Genomic DNA, 19,036 nt, shown 5'->3' on the forward strand with positions numbered 1-19,036 from the left:
CGCGGCAACAACCTGAAGAACGTCACCGCCGAAATCCCGCTCGGCACCTTCACCGCCGTCACCGGCGTGTCGGGCGGCGGCAAGTCGACCTTCCTGATCGAGACCCTGTTCAAGGCCGCCTCGCGCCGCATCATGGGCTCGCGCGAGCACCCGGCCGATCATGACCGCATCGAGGGTCTCGAATTCCTCGACAAAGTCATCGATATCGATCAGTCGCCCATCGGACGAACCCCGCGCAGCAATCCCGCCACCTATACCGGCGCCTTCACGCCGATCCGCGACTGGTTCGCCGGCCTGCCCGAGGCCAAGGCGCGTGGCTATCAGCCCGGCCGCTTCTCGTTCAACGTCAAGGGCGGCCGCTGCGAAGCCTGCCAGGGCGACGGCGTCATCAAGATCGAGATGCATTTCCTCCCCGACGTCTACGTCACCTGCGATGTCTGCCACGGCAAGCGCTACAACAGAGAGACGCTCGATGTCCTGTTCAAGGGCAAGTCGATCGCCGACGTGCTCGACATGACCGTCGAGGAAGGCGTCGATTTCTTCGCCGCGGTGCCCGGCGTGCGCGACAAGCTCGATACGCTGAAGCAGGTCGGCCTCGGCTACATCCATATCGGCCAGCAGGCGACGACGCTGTCGGGTGGCGAAGCGCAGCGCATCAAGCTCGCCAAGGAACTGTCGCGCAAGGCGACCGGCAAGACACTTTACATCCTGGACGAGCCGACCACCGGCCTGCATTTCCACGACGTCGCCAAACTGTTGGAAGTGCTGCATGAACTTGTCGACCAGGGCAACACGGTGGTGGTCATCGAGCACAATCTCGAAGTGATCAAGACCGCCGACTGGGTGCTCGACCTCGGCCCCGAAGGCGGCGACGGCGGCGGCGAGTTAGTGGCGTCGGGCACACCGGAAGCAATCGTGCGCGAGAAGCGCAGCTACACCGGTCAGTTCCTCAAGGAGCTGCTGGAGCGGCGCCCCGGAGGCAAGCGCGAAGCGGCGGAGTGATGATCGGACCGGTTAGCGCCTGGGAGAGCTTTTGAATGACAATCAGAAGGGCGCGGGCTGGTGATCTCCAGACAATCGTCACGCTGACCGAAACCGCCTACGCGCCTTACACCGCCCTGTTCGGCGCACAGCCGATCCCGGTCACCGAGGACTATGCGCCGCGCATCGCGCGTGGCGAGGTCTGGCTTCTGGACAGCGACGACGAACTGGCCGGAGCGATCACGCTGGAGCGGCATGACGATCACGCGATGATCTTCTCCGTCGCCGTCGCACCAGGATTTCAAGGCAAAGGGTTCGGCATCGCCCTGCTGAAACACGCGGATGAGCAGACGCGCTTGTGGCGCCTGCCCGAGGTGCGGCTCTACACCAACGCCAGGATGGAGCGGAACATCGCGCTTTATTTCGCTTACGGCTATCGAGAAACGGGTCGCCGGCCCAATCCCTATCGGCCAGGCTGGGTGCTCGTCGACATGGCAAAACCGGTCGACGGAACCACGACGAGCTGACTTTTCTGAATTCAGCCAGGCTTTTGAATTGGGAGGATGACAATGAGCACATCGGGAACAATCCGCGCCGGCATGGGCGGCTGGACGTTCGAGCCGTGGGATACGTCCTTCTATCCCGACAAGCTTTCCAAGGCCAAGCAGCTGAACTACGCCACTCGGCAGGTGCCGAGCATCGAGGTCAACGGCACCTATTATTCCAGCTTCAAGGAGCCGACCTTCGTCAAATGGGCAAGCGAGGCGCCGGACGGTTTCGTCTATGCGTTGAAAGGCAACCGCTTCGTCACCAACCGGCGCGTGCTCGGCGAGGCCGGCGAATCGATGATGCGCTTCCTCGGCTCGGGCGTGACCGCGCTCGGCGAAAAGCTCGGGCCGATCCTGTGGCAGTTCGCGCCGACGAAAAAGTTCGATCCGGACGATTTCGAAGCTTTTTTGAAACTGCTCCCGGAAAAGCAGGACGCCGTCGCGTTGCGCCACGCGGTCGAGGTGCGCAACGACAGTTTTGTCGTGCCGGAATTCGTAGCGCTGGTGCGCAAATACAAGGTCGCGATCGTCTATGCCGACCATGCCAAATACCCCGACATCGCCGACGTTACCGGTGATTTCGTCTATGCACGGCTGCAGACCGGCAGCGACGACAATCCCGATTGCTACACGCCAAAGGCCCTTGATGAATGGGCGGCGCGAGCAAAGGTCTGGGCGGAGGGCAAGCAGCCGGCCGACCTGCGGCGTGCCGACCCCGCTACCGATGCACCGGTCCAGCCGCGCGACGTGTTCGTCTACTTCATCACCGAAGGCAAGGTGCGCGCGCCGTTCGGCGCCATGGCGCTGATGAAGCGAGTGAATTAAAGCGGCCTCTACCCGGCACCTTACCTTGTTGTTGGAACCTGCACGACGCCTTGATCGTTCTATCCTGGCAGGCGGCGATGCGTGCGACATCGCGAACGCCTGGCCACCGATCCCGCAAGCTCCTGCATCGATGCAGGAGCTTGAAGAAGGGCAAGGACAAATGGCTGTCATCCTCTTCGGTGCATTGCTTACTGTCGCCGGCGTTGTGTACATGGCAGGCGCCGTCCTCTGGCGCGGGCGGCTTAGCGATCCTGCGCCTGTAGTTCCGGATCGCCCGATGCCAAACCTCGCAACACCAGGCCCGACGCTCGAGCCACGCCGGCGGGGGCTCAGTTTCCTCGGCTTGTCGCAGAATTGGCCAGGCCTGTTGATGATGGGGGTCGGCCTAGCCCTGCTGTTGTTGTCGGCGCTCTTCTGACGCAGCGGAATCATGGCATCTTCGCCACGGTCGTAACCTTATCGATACCTCCTTGCTGCATGAATCCAGCTTGGCCAAGTCGCCGATCTGGGCCGCCGAGGGCAAGGACGAGGGGCATGTCGCTCGACTACACTTCACTTCTGTTGGCTGTCGGGTTTTCCGCCGCCTGCCTGAGCCTGACATTGTTCGGCATGTGGCTGACCGCTCGCTCGGAGAAATTCCTGCTGACATGGGCGGTCAGCCTGATGTTCGTGGTCGGCGACATTTTTGCCTATGACGCCTATATCGACATGCCTGGGCGCCTGCTCGGCATCACGACCCTTGCCCTGCTCCTGCTTGGCTTCTCGACCATGCTGGGCGCTGCCTATCAGTTCAGAACCGGCGGGTCGCCAATGCCGCGAACGGTGCTTGGCGGCGCCATTTCGCTGGCCGTGACGTTGCCTCCTATGGCTCTTGGCTATGACGGGCTGGGCTTCATGCTCGAAAACGCCTTGGCCGCATTGCTTCTGTTCGCAACGGCGTTCGAATACTGGAAAGGCCGCGACGAAGCCCCTGCCCTGACGATCGGCATCACCACACTCTATTCGGCCACGGCCACGTCCTTCGTTCTGTGCGCCATGGTTCTTGCGTGGGATGGAAAGCTGATCCTTGGGCATGCGCCCAGCAACTGGGCCGAGGAACTCAGCCTCATCATCGTCATCGCCAGCATGACCGGCATCGGAGCGCTTTCCCTGGCTCTCAATCAGGGGCGCCTGGCCAGGCATCATCGCCGCAACGCGCTGACTGATCCGCTGACCGGCCTTCTCAATCGCCGTGCCCTGTTCGACCTGCATGGCAATGCGCCGGTCGGCGCCTTCACGGCCGTGGTGGTGTTCGACCTCGACGGCTTCAAGGCCATCAACGACGAATTCGGCCATGCCGCCGGCGATGAAGTGCTGAGGGTGTTCGCCAGGGACCTCGCCGGCAACCTTCGCCCGGCCGACGTCGCCGCGCGCATGGGCGGCGAGGAATTCGCGCTTGTGCTGAAGCGGACCTTGCCCGAAACGGTGGAAGCCACCGCAGAAGCCATACGGGCAGCTTTCGCCGCGCGTCGCATCGAAACCGAGACCGGCTCGCTGATATGCACGGTCAGTGCCGGTTTTGCCTTCGGCACCAAAGAGGGCCTCAGCTTCGACAAGGTGCTCAGCGCCGCCGACAAGGCGCTCTACGTCGCCAAGCGCGGCGGCCGCAACCGCGTCACCGCCTCGGCATTCCGGCGCGCGGGTTAGTCCACGCGCATCGATGCCATAGCTACGATCGGGACGGGCGAACGCGGCTCTTATGCCGCCATGACGATTTCATTGAAGGCATCCAGGTCGACATAGAAGACCTTGGTGATTTCCTCGATCAGGTCGTCGTGGCCGTAGCCTTGGGACTTCAAGATGTTGATGGCGGTGATGATGTCGACGCGCTCGGTAAGCCGCCGCTTCTGGTAGTCCTCGACATAACGTTCCATGGCTGTCCCTTGGCCTGAGTGCCCAAACGCGTTGAACGACAAAGATCGCAGGAGGGAAGCTAGGAAGCCTTGCTTGCGTGAAACTTGCCCGGTGCTAGCCGCGCCCTCGATCTGCGATGAACCAGACTGATACGGAAGCGGCCGACTCACAAAAGCCCTGCGAAAGACTAGCACGCAGTCTATGGTGCACCAGTGACGCAGATGGCTGGATCGGAGAAATATTGGACTTGCCAAGGACTTCGGATCGTCAACTGAAGTCCAGCGTCGATTCTACACCGTCAGGAACTTGCGTACATCAGCACGGTCTAAATCTTCCGCCGGGCCGGTATGGACGATCAGGCCCCGGTCCATGATGTTGACCTCGTCGGCAAGCTCGCGGCAGAAATCGAGATATTGTTCGACCAGAAGCACGGCGATGCCGGCCTGGTCGCGCAAATAGCGGATCGCACGGCCGATATCCTTGATGATCGACGGCTGGATGCCTTCCGTCGGCTCGTCGAGCACCAGCAGCTTCGGCCGCATCACCAGGGCCCTGCCAATAGCGAGCTGCTGCTGCTGGCCGCCGGAAAGGTCTCCGCCACGGCGGCCGAGCATCTGCTTCAGCACCGGGAACAATTCGAAGACATGCGCCGGAATGTTGCGGTCGGCCCGCTTCAGCGGCGCGAAGCCCGATTCGAGATTTTCCCGTACAGTGAGCAGCGGAAAGATCTCCCTGCCCTGCGGCACGAATGCGATGCCCGACCGGGCGCGGTCATACGCCGCGCTCCGGTCGAGCGCCTTCCCCTCGAAGGCAACGCTTCCGCTCGTCAGCCGGTGGTGGCCGACGATCGATCTCATCAAACTGGTCTTGCCGACGCCGTTGCGGCCGAGCACGCAAGTAATCTTGCCGGCGCCGGCCTTCATCGACACGCCGCGCAGCGCCTGGGCGGCGCCGTAGTGCAGCGTGGCATTGGAAATTTCGAGCATGTCAGCGCCTTCTCCAGAACCTGAGGAGGGACAGATCGAAATGATGGAATTGAACCCGCCACACCATGCTCATCTCCCCAGATAAACTTCGACGACGCGCTCGTCGGCCGAAACGAAATCGAGTGTGCCTTCCGACAGCACCGAGCCCTCGTGCAGGCAGGTTACCTTGACGCCGAGTTCGCGCACGAAATGCATGTCGTGCTCGACGACGATGACCGAATGGTCACGCGCAATATCCTTCAGCAGCCGCGCGGTTTCCTCGGTCTCGGCATCGGTCATGCCGGCGACCGGCTCGTCGACCAGAAGCAGCTTCGGATCCTGCGCAAGCAGCATGCCGATCTCGAGCCACTGCTTTTGTCCATGGCTCAGATTTGCCGCCAGTTCGTTACGCTTGTCGCCAAGCCGGATGATGCCGAGAATGTCGTCGATCTGCCGCGTCTCGGCGGCCGAGCGGCGATGAAACAGTGCCGGGAAGATCGAGCGCGGCCCCTTCAGCGCCAGCATCAGGTTTTCCTCGATCGTGTGGCTTTCGAAGACGGTCGGCTTCTGGAATTTGCGGCCGATGCCCATCATGGCGATCTCAGCTTCGTCATGCTTGGTGAGATCCACCTGGCCGTCGAAGAAAACCTCGCCCTCGTCGGGCCGCGTCTTGCCGGTGACAATGTCCATCATCGTCGTCTTGCCGGCGCCGTTGGGACCGATGATGGCGCGCATCTCGCCCTTGTCGAGCACCAGCGACAAATTGTTGATGGCACGAAAGCCATCGAAGGAGACCGAGACGCCGTCGAGATAGAGGATCGTGTTCGACTTCGACATGGTCGCTCACTCCGCCGGCTGCGGTTCGGGGCTGGTCGCGGACCAGTCGCCGGGCGTTCTCGCCTCGCTGCGAACGATTTTCGTCGGCGGCGGAACGTCGACATCGGTGCCGGCTTCCTCGGCAATCGAGGCTGCCCGCAGCGCCTTGGCGTTGCCACGCCAGGAATCCCACATGCCGATGAAGCCCTTGGGCAGCAAAAGCGTGACGGCGACGAACAGCCCACCCAATGCAAACAGCCAGAATTCCGGCAGCACGCCGGTGAACCAGGATTTGCCGGCATTGACCAGCAGCGCACCGATGATCGGTCCGACAATGGTGCCGCGACCGCCAACGGCGGCCCACACGACGACTTCGATCGAATTGGCCGGCTCGAACTCACCCGGATTGATGATGCCGACCTGCGGCACGTAGAGCGCGCCGGCTATACCGGCCATGACTGCCGAGATGGTGAAGGCGAACAATTTTACGTTCTCCGCCCGCCAGCCGAGGAAGCGCGTGCGGCTCTCGGCGTCGCGCACCGCCATCAGCAACTTGCCGTATTTGGAACCGACGATTGCCCAGGTGACGAAAACGGCGAGTGCGAGCATCACCGCGCTGGCCGCGAACAGCGCCGAACGCGTCGCGTCGGCTTGCACGTTGAAGCCCAAAATGTCCTTGAAATCGGTCAGGCCGTTGTTGCCGCCGAAACCCATGTCGTTGCGGAAAAGGGCAAGCAGCAGCGCGTACGTCATCGCCTGGGTGATGATGGAGAGATAGACGCCGGTGACACGGCTGCGGAAGGCAAACCAGCCGAAGACGAAAGCGAGCACGCCGGGCACCGCGAGCACCATGAGGCCGGCAAACCAGAAATGGTCGAAGCCATACCAGAACCACGGCAATTCCTTGTAGTTCAGGAACACCATGAAATCAGGCAGGATGGGATTGCCGTAGACGCCGCGCGAGCCGATCTGGCGCATCAGATACATGCCCATCGCATAGCCGCCGAGCGCGAAGAAAGCGCCGTGGCCGAGCGAAAGGATGCCGCAATAGCCCCAGACAAGGTCGAGCGCCAAGGCGAGCAGCGCGTAGCAGAGATATTTGCCGGTCAGCGCCACGATATAGGACGGGATGTAGAACGCGCTCGTCGGCGTGACCGCCAGATTAAGCAGCGGCACGATGATAGCCACCGCCAGCAGGATGAGAACCGTGATGGCGATTCGGCGGTCCGCGCCGGCGGCGAAGAAGCGTCCGGTGATCATGCTTCCACCGCCCTGCCCTTGAGCGCGAACAGGCCGCGCGGGCGCTTCTGGATGAACAGGATGATGAGGACCAGCACCACGATCTTGCCGAGCACGGCGCCGGCATAGGGCTCAAGGAACTTGTTGACGATGCCGAGCGAGAAGGCACCGACCAGCGTACCCCACAGATTGCCGACGCCGCCGAAGACGACGACCATGAAGCTGTCGATGATGTAGCCGCGTCCGAGATTGGGCGAGACGTTGTCGATCTGGCTGAGCGCCACACCGGCGATGCCGGCAATGCCTGACCCCAAGGCAAAAGTCAGCGCGTCGACCCAAGGCGTCCTGATGCCCATCGAGGCGGCCATGCGCCGGTTGGCGGTGACGGCGCGCATCTGCAAGCCCCAGGGCGTGCGCTTCATCACGTAAAGCAGCACGGCGAACACGGTGAGCGCGAAAACCAGGATCCACAGCCGGTTCCAGGTGATCGCAAGCTGGCCGACATTGAACGAGCCCGACATCCAGGAGGGATTGCCGACCTCCTGGTTGGTCGGCCCGAAAATCGAGCGCACGGCCTGCTGCAGGATCAGCGAAACGCCCCATGTCGCCAGCAATGTTTCCAGCGGCCGCCCGTAGAGGAAGCGGATGACGCCGCGCTCGATGATCAGACCAACCAGAGCCGAGACGAGGAAGGCGAGCGGCAGTGCAATGACCAGTGACCAGTCGAACAAGTCCGGAAAAGACGTACGGACCACTTGCTGGACGACGAAGGTCGTGTAGGCGCCGAGCATGACCATCTCGCCATGCGCCATGTTGATGACGCCCATGACGCCGAAGGTTATGGCAAGCCCGATCGCCGCCAGCAGCAGCACCGAGCCCAGCGAAATGCCGTACCAGATGTTCTGGCCGGCATCCCAGACGGCCAGGGTCGAATTGATGGTGGCGATCGCGCCCGTGGCCGCTTGCTTGACCGCATCCGAGGAGTTCGCCTCGACCGAGGTCAGCAGCGAGACCGCATCACGGTCGCCCCGCGCGCCGATCAGCGAGATGGCAGCGAGCTTATCGGTATCCGGCCGATCGGAGACCAGCACGGAGGCGGCACGAGCCTGTTCGAGAAGAGCCTTGACGCTGGCCACGGTCTCAATGGCGATCGCGGTGTCGAGCGGCTCGATGTTTGCGGCGTCGGGTGTCTTGAACATGGTGTCGGCGGCGGCAATGCGGACAGTCGGGTCCTTGGCGCCAAGCGTCAGCGTGCCCAGCGCATCGCGGATGGCGCGGCGCAGCGTGTTGTTGACCTTGATCTTGGTGATGTCGTCCTTGGCCGCCTCGCCCGATGCCTCGCCGCTCAACGGGTCGAAAAGCTGGACGCTCTCGCCCGCTTCCTTGCCGGTAAACACCAGGGAATCGGCCTTGCGGACATAGAGGTTGCCGTCGGCGAGCGCCGCAAGTGGCCGTTCGACTGCCGGGTCGCCGGTGCCCGCCAGTTCGTGGACGACGGCTCCGGTCTCCGAAAAACCCTTGGCCGTCGCGAATTTGGCGATGATGCCACGCAGATCGGCTTCGCCAGCGCCCAATGACGACAGCGTCGCCAGCAGGAACAGCAATGTCAGGCCAATCGCAGGGAATGGGTTCATCGGCTTGAGGCGATCCTTGAAGGTTGAATTGGGCGTCCGGACGGCGGAGGAAACCGTCCGGACGCGCGCGGTCTTAGGTCATGGACCCGGTGGTCCAGACCGAGGTCATGGACCTGGTGGTCCAGACCAGGTCAGACCTGGGAGGATCAGTTCGTTCCCTTGCCGCCGCACTTGCCGGTGGCAACGTTGAAGTTGCCGCACGACAGAGGCGCGCGCCAATCGGAGATCAGGTCCTTGGAGTCAGGCAGGTAGTCGGACCATTCGTCGCCCATCACGAGGCCCGGCGTGCGCGACACTGTCTCGAACTGGCCATCGGCCTGGATTTCACCGATCAGCACCGGCTTGGTGATGTGGTGGTTCGGCATCATCGTCGAATAGCCGCCAGTCAGGTTCGGCACCGAAACCCCGATCATGGCGTCGATGACCTTGTCCGGATCGGTGGTGCCGGCCTTCTCGACCGCCTTCACCCACATGTTGAAGCCGATGTAATGGGCTTCCATCGGGTCGTTGGTGGTGCGCTTGTCGTTCTTGATGAACTTGTGCCAGTCGGCGATGAACTTCTTGTTCTCAGGCGTGTCGATGCTTTCGAAGTAGTTCCAGGCGGCGAGATGGCCGACCAGCGGCGCGGTGTCGAGACCGGCAAGCTCTTCTTCGCCGACCGAGAAGGCCATGACCGGGATGTCCTCGGCCTTGATGCCCTGGTTGCCGAGTTCCTTGTAGAACGGCACGTTGGCGTCGCCGTTAACGGTCGAGACGACGGCGGTCTTCTTGCCAGCCGAACCGAACTTCTTGATGGCCGACACTTCGGTCTGCCAATCGGAGAAGCCGAACGGCGTGTAGTTGACCAAGATGTCTTCCGGCGCGACACCCTTGGCCTTCAGGTAGGCTTCGAGGATCTTGTTGGTGGTGCGCGGATAGACGTAGTCCGTGCCTTCCAGCACCCAGCGTTTCACCGAACCGCCGTCCTCGCTCATCAGGTAGTCGACGGCCGGGATGGCTTGCTGGTTCGGCGCCGCACCGGTGTAGAACACGTTGCGCTCGCTCTCCTCGCCCTCATACTGGACGGGGTAGAACAGGATGTTGTCGAGTTCGGAAAACACCGGCAGCACCGATTTGCGCGACACCGAGGTCCAGCAGCCGAACACCGCCGCGACCTTGTCCTTCGAAATCAGCTCGCGTGCCTTTTCGGCGAACAGTGGCCAGTTGGAAGCAGGATCGACGACGACCGCCTCGAGTTTCTTGCCGAGCAGGCCGCCCTTGGCGTTCTGCTCGTCGATGAGCATCAGCATCGCGTCCTTCAGCGTCGTCTCCGAAATCGCCATTGTCCCCGACAGCGAATGGAGAATGCCGACCTTGATGGTGTCGTCGGCCGCCTTGGCGGGCGCGGAGATCAACAGGCCGGCGGCAACCACGCTCGCCGAAAACATCTTTGTTATTGTCGAGAAATTACCCCTCATATGACAGACTCCCAAGCTGGTTGATTGCACCGCGACACTACAATGCAACCCCCATGCCAATCGCTTTGGCGACGCCAAGGGGAGACGAATAATCCAGCCTTATCAGTGTGTTGAAATATTAGGCTTATAAAAACAAAGAAAGCCGGTTAAAAATTGATTGAGAGAAATTTGCGCAGTGCGCGGGGTGATTGCCTAATTTTCGCCCAATTTTACCAAGTGCCTAGATTTTGGTCTTCGCAGGCGGATCACCGACGACCGATGTTGCGGCGCGACGCAAAAATAGGGCAATCTCGCTTCTCAAACGAGCGACGTCATGGTTTCAGGCATTTCACGCATTTTTTTCGGCATATTGCTTCTGGCGGCAGCAACCGGGGCGGCCCGAGCCGACTTCAGCGACGGCAAGATGCCCGACGGCACCTATCACTGCGAAGTGTATCTGCTTGGCATGTTCCTCAACCTCGGCGACATCACCATCAAGGGGAACGTCTACAGCGGCCCATTCTACACCGGCCTCGGCGTCTTCGGGACCGCGCAGCAGGGGTACAACTATCAAATGGATGCAAACGGCGTGATCTCCTGGCTGGGGCCTTTGGGCGGCTATACCGCCGGTGGCAACTCGCTGTCGCTGACCCAGGCAACGCTGGACGGCCAGGCCCCACCCTCCTTCGACATCATCATGAAGCAGCCCGACGGCGCTTTCACCGCCTCGACCTGCACCAAACAATGAGACGGCAAGAAAAAGGCGCGGAACCTTGTGGGATCCGCGCCAGCAGGCCGTCGGGAGGATGTGACTAGATCGTCTTGGCTGACATCTGCGCGGCGATGTAATCCGCCTGGCGGATTGCCAGCGACACGATCGTCAGGGTCGGGTTTTCCGCCGCACCGGTCGTGAACTGGCTGCCATCCGACACGAACAGGTTCTTGATGTCGTGCGCCTGGCCGTGCTTGTTGACGACGCCGTCTTCCGCTTTTTCGCTCATCCGGTTGGTGCCGAGATTGTGGGTCGACGGATAGGGTGGCGTCGGGAAGGTGCGCGTGGCGCCGACCGCCGCATAGAGCGCAGTGGCCTGCTTGTAGGCGTGGTTGCGCATCGCGGTGTCGTTCGGGTGGTCGTCGAAATGCACGTCGGCGATCGGCATGCCGTGCGCGTCCTTCTCGTCGGCATGCAGCGTGATGCGGTTCTCCGCGCGCGGCATGTCCTCGCCGACGATCCACAGGCCGGCCATGTGGTCGTAGTGGTCGAGGGCGGTGGTGAACGAGCGGCCCCAGGCGCCCGGATCGAGGAAGGCGGCCATGAACGGCAGGCCGAGCGACAGCGTCTCGAATTCGTAGCCGCCGACGAAACCACGCGACGGGTCGTGGCGTGCCTCGTCGCGGATGATGCCGGCCATGGTGGTGCCGCGATACATGTGCACCGGTCTGTCGAAGATGGCGTAGACCGAGCCGGTGGTGTGACGCATGTAGTTCTTGCCCACCTGCCCCGACGAGTTGGCGAGACCATCGGGGAATTTGCCCGACGCCGAATTGAGCAGCAGCCGCGGGCTCTCGATCGAGTTGCCGGCGACCGCGACGACGCGGGCTTTCTGTTCCTGCAGCTTGCCGTCCTTGTCGGCATAGACGACGCCCGTCACCTTTCCGCTAGCGTCGTGGTTGATCTTGATCGCCATGGCGTTCGGCCTGACCTCAAGATGGCCTGTCGCCTCGCCCTTGGGGATTTCGGTGTAGAGCGTCGACCATTTGGCGCCCCATTTGCAGCCCTGGAAGCAGAAGCCGGTCTGCTGGCAGGACATGCGGTCGTCGCGATCGACCGAGTTGATCGCCATGTTGCCGGTGTGGCATTCCTTGTAGCCGAGTTTGTCGGCGCCGGCCTTCAACACCTTGAAATTGTTGTTGCCCGGCAGCCTCGGCCAGTCATTGGTGCCGGTAACGCCCATCTTGGCTTCGGCCTTGGCATAGTAGGGCTCCATCTCGGCCAGCGTGATCGGCCAGTCGAGCAGGTTGGCGCCTTCCAGTTTGCCATAGGTCGACAGCGTCTTGAACTCATGCTCCTGGATGCGCAGCGAGGCTCCGGCCCAATGCGTGGTCGAACCGCCGACCGACTTGACGATCCAGGCCGGCAGGTTCGGAAAATCCTTGGCCACACGCCAGTCACCGGATGTCGTGCGCTTGTCCGTCCAGGCGAGCTGGCTGAACGAACCCCATTCGTCGTTGATGAAATCCTCGTATTCGTGGCGCGCACCCGCTTCCAGGATGACGGCGTCGACACCTTTCTGGGCGAGTTCGTTGCCGAGCGTGCCGCCGCCGGCGCCCGAGCCGATGATGACGACCACGCCGTCGTTGTTCAGGTCAAATGAAGCTGCCATGGTTTCCTCCCATGATTTCTGTTTGCGGGTTCGGGAACGACGGGGCTCAGAGCCACTCGATGTCGTCGAAACCGCGCGCGATGTAGCCGCCCTTGGAATAGGACTCGCCCTCGTAGCCGAAGATCGGCCACACCTCTTTCTGGTTGTAGAGGCTGACGACGAGGCCGCCACGAATGGCCTGGAAGAACGGCGTCGCCTCGATCTGCTTCAGCACGCCGACGCGCTGGTCCTCCCAGCCGAGGCCCCGATAGCCTCCGTCACCGGACTTCTTGTCGAGGTCGGCGATGCCGTCTTCGATCATCGCCTTGTAGGCGGCGTCCTTGCCGGCCTGCTCGTCATGGCCCTTCACGGCAACGGCGTAATATTTGTCGGGGACCTGATCGTGCGGATAGATGTCGCGCGCCATCTGGATCAGCGTCGCCATGGTTTCGGGCTTGAGCGCAGATGTTTCCAGCCCCCAGGCATGTTCGGGGCTGATGACCGCACTGCCGGAGATGACCAGCAGCGCGCCGATGCCACCGCGTTTGAGAAGCTCGCGACGTGAAAGCCCAGGCTTCGCGTCATAGATCGTGACCATTTTGTTCCTCCCTGCTTGCTATTTGCACTCCTTGAAGCACGTCACGATTGACGGGCTTCAACACCTTGTTTGTGCATGTCGTTGTCCCAAAACAGCTGCGCACTTTTGGGCGACATGGTTGAGAGTGCCGTTGCTGGCGCCGCACCCGCCGGTGCGGTTGCTATGTCTCCTATTGGAAGCGACCTCCACGCTGCAGAACCTCGATCTTGTAGCCGTCCGGATCCTCGATGAAGAAGAAGCGGGCGATCAGCGACCCGTCGCGGTTGAATTCGACGATCTTCCTCGGGTTGAGGCCGAGCGCGCCGAGACGGTCATGTTCGCTGTCGAGATCGGCGACCGAGACCGCCAGGTGACCGTAGCCGTCGCCGAGTGCGTAAGGCTCCTGCCGATCCTTGTTCACGGTCAGTTCGAGCTCGAACCCTGTCTCGGCATTGCTGAGGTAAACAAGCGTGAAAGTCCCGAAGTCCAGCCTGTCGGCGACATCGAGCCCGAAGGCATTTCTGTAGAAATCGACGGATCGGGCCTCATCGAGAACCCGGATCATGCTGTGGATCGCCTTGGCCAAATCAGTCTCCGCGGTGGTGTGGAGGCGATTATGCGCGGCGCGGACAAAAGGTGGTGGCAGCCGGTTACCACGCCCGGAACCGTGAACGGGACGAAAGTCCGATTGCCGGACCGGCAATTTTGCCTGAGAATGCATACGGGGACAGGTTAAGCAGTATCAAGCTGCGGGCCCGTCCACCCAAGACCAACAATCATGGGAGGTTTGTCGGATGTGCAGGGTGTTTGCGGGCCAGGATCCCGAAGGCTATCGCCAGATCAACCGGTCGATTCGCATCGACGGCTACTCGACCAGCATCCAGCTTGAAGCGACATTCTGGGCTTTGCTGGACGAAATCGCCGAAAACCAGGGTTTGACGACGCCAAAATTCATCTCGAAGCTTTATGACGAAGCCATCGAGATCAACGGCGCCATTCCAAACTTTGCCTCGATGCTGCGCACCACCTGCGCACTCTATTTGCGCGGCCATCGGCCTGATATGGACGAGCAGATGGTGCCGAAGCGGGAAGCCGCCTAGAGCGCTTCCACAGCGACAGCGAACGCCAGCCGGCTCATGTCGGTGAACAGCACCTGGCGTTCGGAATAGTCGGTCTGTTCGCCGGTCTCGATGTTGTCGACCACGACGCACATCGACAGCGCGCGAGCCCCGAAATGCGCGGCGATGCGATAAAGCGCGCTGGTTTCCATATCGACGGCCAGGGCTCCGGCAGCCTGCGCATCGGCAAAACGGCCGCGGCCTTCCGGGTGATAGAAGATGTCGCTGCAGACCGTCAGGCCGGCACGATGGTCGATGCCAAGTTCGGCCGCCTTGGCCAGCGCACAGGCGAGAAGCGCCGGATCCGGGCCGGCGGGTCCATAGACGCCGAAAACCTGACCGCTCTGGGCGCTCTCCGCCTGTGCCGATTGCGAGATGACAAGGCTGCGCAGCTTTGCCTCGGCGGTCAGGCTGCCGCAGGTGCCGGTGCGGATCAACGTCCGGGCGCCATAATGGTCAAGCAATTCATGGGCATAGATCAGAAACGACGAGACGCCGATGCCGGTCGACTGGATGCTGATGGGTTTGCCACGAAACAGCCCGGTAAAGCCAAGCGCGCCGCGTCGGCGATTGATGCAACGCGGTGCTTCCAGGAAAGTTTGAGCCATCCACTCGGCGCGCTGTGGGTCACCCGGCAACAACACCGTGTCGGCGTAGTCGTCCTTGTCTGCTTCGTTGTGTGGCGTCACCAACTGCCCCCAGTCCCTCCCGCCGTTTCATCCGCAATCATGGCGTTGTCACGACGCAGTGCAAGGGAAGAACGTAGGGAGGCTCTAAGACTCCAGCATGTCCTTGACGATCGTTGCCAGTTGCTTGAGCGAAAACGGCTTTGGCAGGAAGCCGAAATGCGCGTCGGCCGGCAGGTTTCTGGCGAATGCATCCTCCGCATAACCGGACACGAAGACGAACTTGATGTCCGGCTGGCGCTTGCGCAACTCGCCAAGCAGCGTCGGTCCATCCATTTCCGGCATCACCACGTCGGAAACGACGATGTCGACCTTGCCACCCAGCGCTTCGAACACTTCCAGCGCCTCGACGCCCGAAGACGCCTCATGCACGGTGTAGCCGCGCGAGGTCAGCGCCCGCATACCGCCCATGCGCACGGCATCCTCGTCCTCGACGAGCAGCACCGTGGCCGAGCCCGACAGATCCTTGGCCGCATCGGCGACCTTCGCCGGTGCTGCCGGCACATCGCCGGGCTCACCTGCTTTTTTCGCTTCCGCGATATGACGCGGCAGGAAAATGCGGAAAGTCGACCCTTTGCCGACCTCGGAATCGCAGTAGATGAAGCCACCGGTCTGCTTGATGATGCCGTACACCATCGACAGGCCAAGGCCGGTGCCCTTGCCGACTTCCTTGGTGGTGAAGAAGGGCTCGAAAATCTTCTTCAGCACGTCGGGCGCGATACCGCTGCCGGTGTCCTCGACTTCGACCACGACATAGTCGGCCGGGGTGAGTTCGCGGTAGGAAAAGGCCTTGCACTCCTCGGCGGTCACATTGCGGGTGCGCACGGTAAGATCGCCACCCGCCGGCATTGCGTCGCGCGCGTTGACCGCGAGGTTGACCACCACCTGCTCGAACTGCCCGATATCGACCTTGACCGGCCACAGGTCGCGGCCATGATCGACCTTCAGCTTGATGTCGTTGCCGACCAGGCGGGCCAGCAGCATCCTGAGATCGGCGAGCACGTCGGTCAGGTTGAGCACTTCCGGCCGCAATGTCTGCTTGCGCGAGAAGGCCAGCAGCTGCCGCACCAGCGAAGCCGCCCGGTTGGCATTTTGCTTGATGTTCATGATGTCGGGGAAGGACGGGTCCGACGGACGGTGGTTGGTCAACAAAAGATCGGACGCCATGATGATGGCGGTCAGCACATTGTTGAAATCGTGCGCGATGCCGCCGGCAAGCTGGCCGACCGCCTGCATCTTCTGGCTTTGCGCCATCTGCCCTTCGAGCGCTTTCTGCTCCGTCGTCTCGACGGCGTAGACGATGGCCGACTCCTCGGCGCCCTCGCCGCCGGTCCCGTCGGCGACAGCATTGACGTAGAAACGAATGTGCCGCTCGTCATTGCCGGGCAAAAGCGTATCGATCGGCTCGATGTCGGCCTGCCGCTGCTGCGCCTTTTCGAAAGCAGCCGCGAAGGCTGGCCGGTCCCGTTCATGGATCACCGTATCGAGCCGCACACGGCGATCGACCGCATCGCGATCGACGACGGATGAAAACAGCGACAGGAACGGCGCATTGGTGCGCAGGATGCGCCCGTTATGGTCGACGCCGGCTATCGCCATCGGTGTCGAGTTGAAAAAGCGGGTGAAGCGCACTTCCGAGGCCCGCAAATCGGCGGAGGAGTCCTCGCCTTGGGTGCGGTTGAGCACGATCGTGCGCGTCGGCCCGTTGAGGCCTTCGCGGCTGGCCGAAACGCGATGCATGAAGCGCACCGGCAGCGCCTCGCCCGTCATCGTCGTCAAGTCGAGATCGATGACCGCGTTGCGCGTCGTGCCGGGGTCGGCCTTGACCGAACGGACCAGCGCCATGCCGTCGCCGGCCACGATCTCGGCCAAGGAGACGGCACCGGGCGTGAAGCTGGTGAGGTCGATGCCCAGCCATTCGGCGAGCGTGGCGTTGATGTAGGTGACGCGGCCCTCCTGGTCGGCCGAAAAGAAGCCGGCCGGCGCGTGGTCGAGATGATCGATCGCTTGCTGCAAATCGAGGAAAAACCGCTCCTGCTCGGCCCGCTCCTGCGAAATGTCGGCAAGCTGCCAGGCCAGCATCGGCAGCCGCTGGCCTGGAACGCTGAAGGTGCGGGCGCGCGCCCGGTACCAGCGGGCGCCGGGCTCGGCTCCGGGCCGAATGGATTGCGCGAGCCGAAACTCGCCGTCGCCCGGCTGGCCGTCGCGCAGGCCGGACGCCAGGCGATAGATCGTCACCGAAGCTTCGGGGACATCCGAGAGCAACCCCTCGACCGTCTTCAAGTCGGCTGCTGACGACGCTCCGGTCATGTCGGCATAGGCGCGATTGGCGTAGACGACACGGCCCTTGGTGTCCGTGACGAGAAGCCCCTGCGACATCGAATCGACGAAGGATTTCGACAGTTCGTCGCCTGTCGAGCGCGGCGTGACCTGCACGAAGCCGATCGCCGTGGCAAACAGGAAGCCGACGCCGATCATCGCCAGCACACCGAGCATGCCGAGCAGGAAAGGATCGCCGAGGCGCTCGCGGAAAAGGCCGAAGACGATCGCCGCCCCCGTCAGGACGACGATGAAAATGATGAGCCGGGTGACCGCGCCCGGTCGCGTATTCTGGTCGACGATCGGTACCGGATAGAAATCGCCGCGCGCTTCCTTGGCCATGTGCCCCCTGCTCGTGAATTCCGGTGTTCCGACACCCGCCCCTAGCGGGTTGAATCACATTCTCCTAGTCCGGAAAAGGCCTTGGCGGCAAATGTCCGATAAAAATGATGTCTTCCGGCCTTTGGAGTTTTTCAAGCTGTTCACCAGCGTGAAACGTAACTTGCGGTGGCCCGCCGCAACGGTCTAGTGTCACGTTTCTTCCAAGGGCAATCAGGGGAAACCAATGCAATGGCTGGATAGCGTGGCGGGCCCTGGTTATGCCGCAGCACTGTTGTGGACGTTTGCAGCACTTGTCTTGCTGGTCATCGTTCTCGTCATCATCAAGCTGGTGCGCAATCTGACGTTCGGAACCTTCGTTGCCGGTGGCCGGAACCGCAAGACGCGGCTGGCTGTCATGGATGCGACCGCCGTCGACAGCCATCGCCGGCTGGTGCTGGTGCGCCGCGACGACATCGAGCACCTGCTTTTGATCGGCGGCCCGACCGACGTCGTCGTCGAGCGCGATATCCGTCTTTCGGCGCTACGCCGTCCGGCATTGACCGGAGACGGCGGCTTGCAGCCGGTCCCAGCCACCGCGGCCCCGGCGGCAAGGCCGCGTCCGCCGCAACCCGCTCCACCGCCGGCGAGACAGGCACCCGCCCCGCAGCCGGTGAACACCGCACCGCCCGCCCGCCCGCGCCAAACAGCACCGGCGCCGGCACCGGCACCGGCGCCAAGACCGGCAACGCAAAGCTACCAACCGACCAATGTTACGCCGCTGCCCGCCTATGGCTCCGCCAATGCCAACACGGTCAGGCATGCGCCGCCGCCGTCAGCAGCGCAGGACAGCATCGACGACACGCTGATGAGGGAACTCGAAGTGTCGCTTGACCAGCCCCGCTCCGGCAGCCCGGCGGGCAAACCGGCGGCAAAGACGCCACAGTCGCTCGACGATGAAATGACCAAGCTTCTCGGCGAACTCTCCAGCCAGAAGCGATGAGCGGCCGCTGAATAGCTATCCCACGCGAAAATCGTAACCGGTTGGGCTGCCGAACCACACTTTTGGAAGGCCCATTCTTCAAGGGCCCATACTTCAGAGCCCATGTGTCAAGCGTTTGTGGATTTCGTACGCCTTGGAAGGTGTCTGCCGCGCCAATAAAAATGGCCGGAAAACCCGGCCATTTCAAGATCATCGTCGCCCATGACGGCTGGTCGCGCCGCCGGCCTTGACCCTCAGTCGTCGCGGTAGACTTTTTCGCGGCGCTCGTGCCGTTCCTGCGCTTCGATCGACAACGTCGCGATCGGACGTGCATCG

At 62.3% G+C, this 19,036-nt stretch carries 18 protein-coding genes and 1 pseudogene; 7 read left to right on the forward strand and 12 right to left on the reverse strand.

Translation table 11 applies throughout. The annotated features are described in order from the left end of the window. The 4 genes from NKJ06_RS28455 to NKJ06_RS28475 all read left to right on the forward strand — a co-directional run. Positions 1–1,002 (forward strand): ATP-binding cassette domain-containing protein (locus NKJ06_RS28455; protein WP_352811435.1); only part of this gene is annotated, 1,002 nt, incomplete at its 5' end. Between the two features lie 35 nt (positions 1,003–1,037). Then, complete coding sequence (locus tag NKJ06_RS28460; RefSeq protein WP_352627862.1) at positions 1,038–1,508, forward strand: GNAT family N-acetyltransferase; 471 nt, start codon at positions 1,038–1,040, stop codon at positions 1,506–1,508. A gap of 42 nt (positions 1,509–1,550) precedes the next feature. After that, positions 1,551–2,354 (forward strand): DUF72 domain-containing protein, encoded by an 804-nt coding sequence (locus NKJ06_RS28465; RefSeq protein ID WP_352627863.1) that lies wholly within the window; start codon positions 1,551–1,553, stop codon positions 2,352–2,354. A 534-nt stretch (positions 2,355–2,888) separates the two neighbouring features. Then, positions 2,889–4,040: a sensor domain-containing diguanylate cyclase gene (locus tag NKJ06_RS28475; protein ID WP_352627864.1), complete on the forward strand. Its 1,152-nt coding sequence runs from the start codon at positions 2,889–2,891 to the stop codon at positions 4,038–4,040. A 50-nt stretch (positions 4,041–4,090) separates the two neighbouring features. On the opposite strand, the gene NKJ06_RS28480 is transcribed toward NKJ06_RS28475, so the two are convergent. The 6 genes from NKJ06_RS28480 to urtA all read right to left on the reverse strand — a co-directional run bounded on the left by NKJ06_RS28480 (position 4,091) and on the right by urtA (position 10,328). Then, on the reverse strand, positions 4,091–4,267 hold the full coding sequence (locus NKJ06_RS28480) for a hypothetical protein (protein WP_023759335.1): 177 nt from the start codon (positions 4,265–4,267) through the stop codon (positions 4,091–4,093). A gap of 270 nt (positions 4,268–4,537) precedes the next feature. Then, a complete protein-coding gene (gene urtE, locus NKJ06_RS28485) occupies positions 4,538–5,233 on the reverse strand; it encodes an urea ABC transporter ATP-binding subunit UrtE (protein WP_352627865.1) in 696 nt (231 codons plus the stop codon). Between the two features lie 69 nt (positions 5,234–5,302). Next, complete coding sequence (gene urtD / locus NKJ06_RS28490; RefSeq protein ID WP_127263655.1) at positions 5,303–6,049, reverse strand: urea ABC transporter ATP-binding protein UrtD; 747 nt, start codon at positions 6,047–6,049, stop codon at positions 5,303–5,305. 6 nt (positions 6,050–6,055) lie between these two features. Then, entirely contained in the window at positions 6,056–7,288 is a 1,233-nt protein-coding gene (gene urtC, locus NKJ06_RS28495) for an urea ABC transporter permease subunit UrtC (RefSeq protein WP_352627866.1), read from the reverse strand. After that, positions 7,285–8,901: an urea ABC transporter permease subunit UrtB gene (gene urtB / locus NKJ06_RS28500; protein ID WP_352627867.1), complete on the reverse strand. Its 1,617-nt coding sequence runs from the start codon at positions 8,899–8,901 to the stop codon at positions 7,285–7,287. The genes urtC and urtB overlap by 4 nt, the downstream gene beginning before the upstream one ends. 146 nt (positions 8,902–9,047) lie before the next feature. After that, positions 9,048–10,328 carry an urea ABC transporter substrate-binding protein gene (gene urtA / locus NKJ06_RS28505; protein ID WP_352627939.1) on the reverse strand — a complete coding sequence of 427 codons (1,281 nt, stop codon included), beginning with the start codon at positions 10,326–10,328 and terminating at the stop codon, positions 9,048–9,050. Positions 10,329–10,671: 343 nt separating this feature from the next. On the opposite strand from urtA, the gene NKJ06_RS28510 reads away from it, so the two are divergent. Further along, on the forward strand, positions 10,672–11,085 hold the full coding sequence (locus NKJ06_RS28510; RefSeq protein WP_352627868.1) for a hypothetical protein: 414 nt from the start codon (positions 10,672–10,674) through the stop codon (positions 11,083–11,085). A 64-nt stretch (positions 11,086–11,149) separates the two neighbouring features. Here NKJ06_RS28510 and NKJ06_RS28515 read toward each other — a convergent pair whose 3' ends face one another. The 3 genes from NKJ06_RS28515 to NKJ06_RS28525 all read right to left on the reverse strand — a co-directional run bounded on the left by NKJ06_RS28515 (position 11,150) and on the right by NKJ06_RS28525 (position 13,863). Beyond that, a complete protein-coding gene (locus NKJ06_RS28515) occupies positions 11,150–12,721 on the reverse strand; it encodes a GMC family oxidoreductase (RefSeq protein WP_352627869.1) in 1,572 nt (523 codons plus the stop codon). Positions 12,722–12,767: 46 nt separating this feature from the next. After that, a complete protein-coding gene (locus tag NKJ06_RS28520) occupies positions 12,768–13,298 on the reverse strand; it encodes a gluconate 2-dehydrogenase subunit 3 family protein (protein WP_352627870.1) in 531 nt (176 codons plus the stop codon). Between the two features lie 169 nt (positions 13,299–13,467). Beyond that, positions 13,468–13,863 carry a VOC family protein gene (locus tag NKJ06_RS28525; protein WP_352627871.1) on the reverse strand — a complete coding sequence of 132 codons (396 nt, stop codon included), beginning with the start codon at positions 13,861–13,863 and terminating at the stop codon, positions 13,468–13,470. A 208-nt stretch (positions 13,864–14,071) separates the two neighbouring features. On the opposite strand from NKJ06_RS28525, the gene NKJ06_RS28530 reads away from it, so the two are divergent. Then, positions 14,072–14,377, forward strand: a complete 306-nt coding sequence (locus NKJ06_RS28530) for a ribbon-helix-helix domain-containing protein (RefSeq protein ID WP_352627872.1) — start codon at positions 14,072–14,074, stop codon at positions 14,375–14,377. Here NKJ06_RS28530 and NKJ06_RS28535 read toward each other — a convergent pair. Together NKJ06_RS28535 and cckA are read right to left on the reverse strand one after the other, a co-directional pair. Then, complete coding sequence (locus NKJ06_RS28535) at positions 14,374–15,084, reverse strand: purine-nucleoside phosphorylase (protein ID WP_352627873.1); 711 nt, start codon at positions 15,082–15,084, stop codon at positions 14,374–14,376. The two genes, NKJ06_RS28530 and NKJ06_RS28535, sit on opposite strands and share 4 nt — an antisense overlap. Before the next feature lie 84 nt (positions 15,085–15,168). After that, a complete protein-coding gene (gene cckA, locus NKJ06_RS28540; RefSeq protein ID WP_352627874.1) occupies positions 15,169–17,742 on the reverse strand; it encodes a cell cycle histidine kinase CckA in 2,574 nt (857 codons plus the stop codon). 223 nt (positions 17,743–17,965) lie between these two features. Here cckA and NKJ06_RS28545 point away from each other — a divergent pair, with 223 nt between their 5' ends. Beyond that, entirely contained in the window at positions 17,966–18,721 is a 756-nt protein-coding gene (locus NKJ06_RS28545; protein ID WP_352627875.1) for a hypothetical protein, read from the forward strand. Positions 18,722–18,954: 233 nt separating this feature from the next. Here the strand turns inward: NKJ06_RS28545 and NKJ06_RS28550 are convergent. After that, positions 18,955–19,036 (reverse strand): annotated as a pseudogene (locus NKJ06_RS28550) (RNA polymerase-binding protein DksA); the annotation flags it as partial.

The sequence above is a fragment of the Mesorhizobium sp. M0293 genome, from assembly GCF_040321735.1.
GTDB lineage: Bacteria > Pseudomonadota > Alphaproteobacteria > Rhizobiales > Rhizobiaceae > Mesorhizobium.

Excerpts from the sequence above, each read along its gene's own strand:
- NKJ06_RS28460 (WP_352627862.1), top strand. The coding sequence starts at position 1,038 with ATGACAATCAGAAGGGCGCGGGCTGGTGATCTCCAGACAATCGTCACG.
- NKJ06_RS28465 (WP_352627863.1), top strand. The coding sequence starts at position 1,551 with ATGAGCACATCGGGAACAATCCGCGCCGGCATGGGCGGCTGGACGTTC.
- NKJ06_RS28475 (WP_352627864.1), top strand. The coding sequence starts at position 2,889 with ATGTCGCTCGACTACACTTCACTTCTGTTGGCTGTCGGGTTTTCCGCC.
- NKJ06_RS28480 (WP_023759335.1), bottom strand. The coding sequence starts at position 4,267 with ATGGAACGTTATGTCGAGGACTACCAGAAGCGGCGGCTTACCGAGCGC.
- urtE (WP_352627865.1), bottom strand. The coding sequence starts at position 5,233 with ATGCTCGAAATTTCCAATGCCACGCTGCACTACGGCGCCGCCCAGGCG.
- urtD (WP_127263655.1), bottom strand. The coding sequence starts at position 6,049 with ATGTCGAAGTCGAACACGATCCTCTATCTCGACGGCGTCTCGGTCTCC.
- urtC (WP_352627866.1), bottom strand. The coding sequence starts at position 7,288 with ATGATCACCGGACGCTTCTTCGCCGCCGGCGCGGACCGCCGAATCGCC.
- urtB (WP_352627867.1), bottom strand. The coding sequence starts at position 8,901 with ATGAACCCATTCCCTGCGATTGGCCTGACATTGCTGTTCCTGCTGGCG.
- urtA (WP_352627939.1), bottom strand. The coding sequence starts at position 10,328 with ATGTTTTCGGCGAGCGTGGTTGCCGCCGGCCTGTTGATCTCCGCGCCC.
- NKJ06_RS28510 (WP_352627868.1), top strand. The coding sequence starts at position 10,672 with ATGGTTTCAGGCATTTCACGCATTTTTTTCGGCATATTGCTTCTGGCG.
- NKJ06_RS28515 (WP_352627869.1), bottom strand. The coding sequence starts at position 12,721 with ATGGCAGCTTCATTTGACCTGAACAACGACGGCGTGGTCGTCATCATC.
- NKJ06_RS28520 (WP_352627870.1), bottom strand. The coding sequence starts at position 13,298 with ATGGTCACGATCTATGACGCGAAGCCTGGGCTTTCACGTCGCGAGCTT.
- NKJ06_RS28530 (WP_352627872.1), top strand. The coding sequence starts at position 14,072 with ATGTGCAGGGTGTTTGCGGGCCAGGATCCCGAAGGCTATCGCCAGATC.
- cckA (WP_352627874.1), bottom strand. The coding sequence starts at position 17,742 with ATGGCCAAGGAAGCGCGCGGCGATTTCTATCCGGTACCGATCGTCGAC.
- NKJ06_RS28545 (WP_352627875.1), top strand. The coding sequence starts at position 17,966 with ATGCAATGGCTGGATAGCGTGGCGGGCCCTGGTTATGCCGCAGCACTG.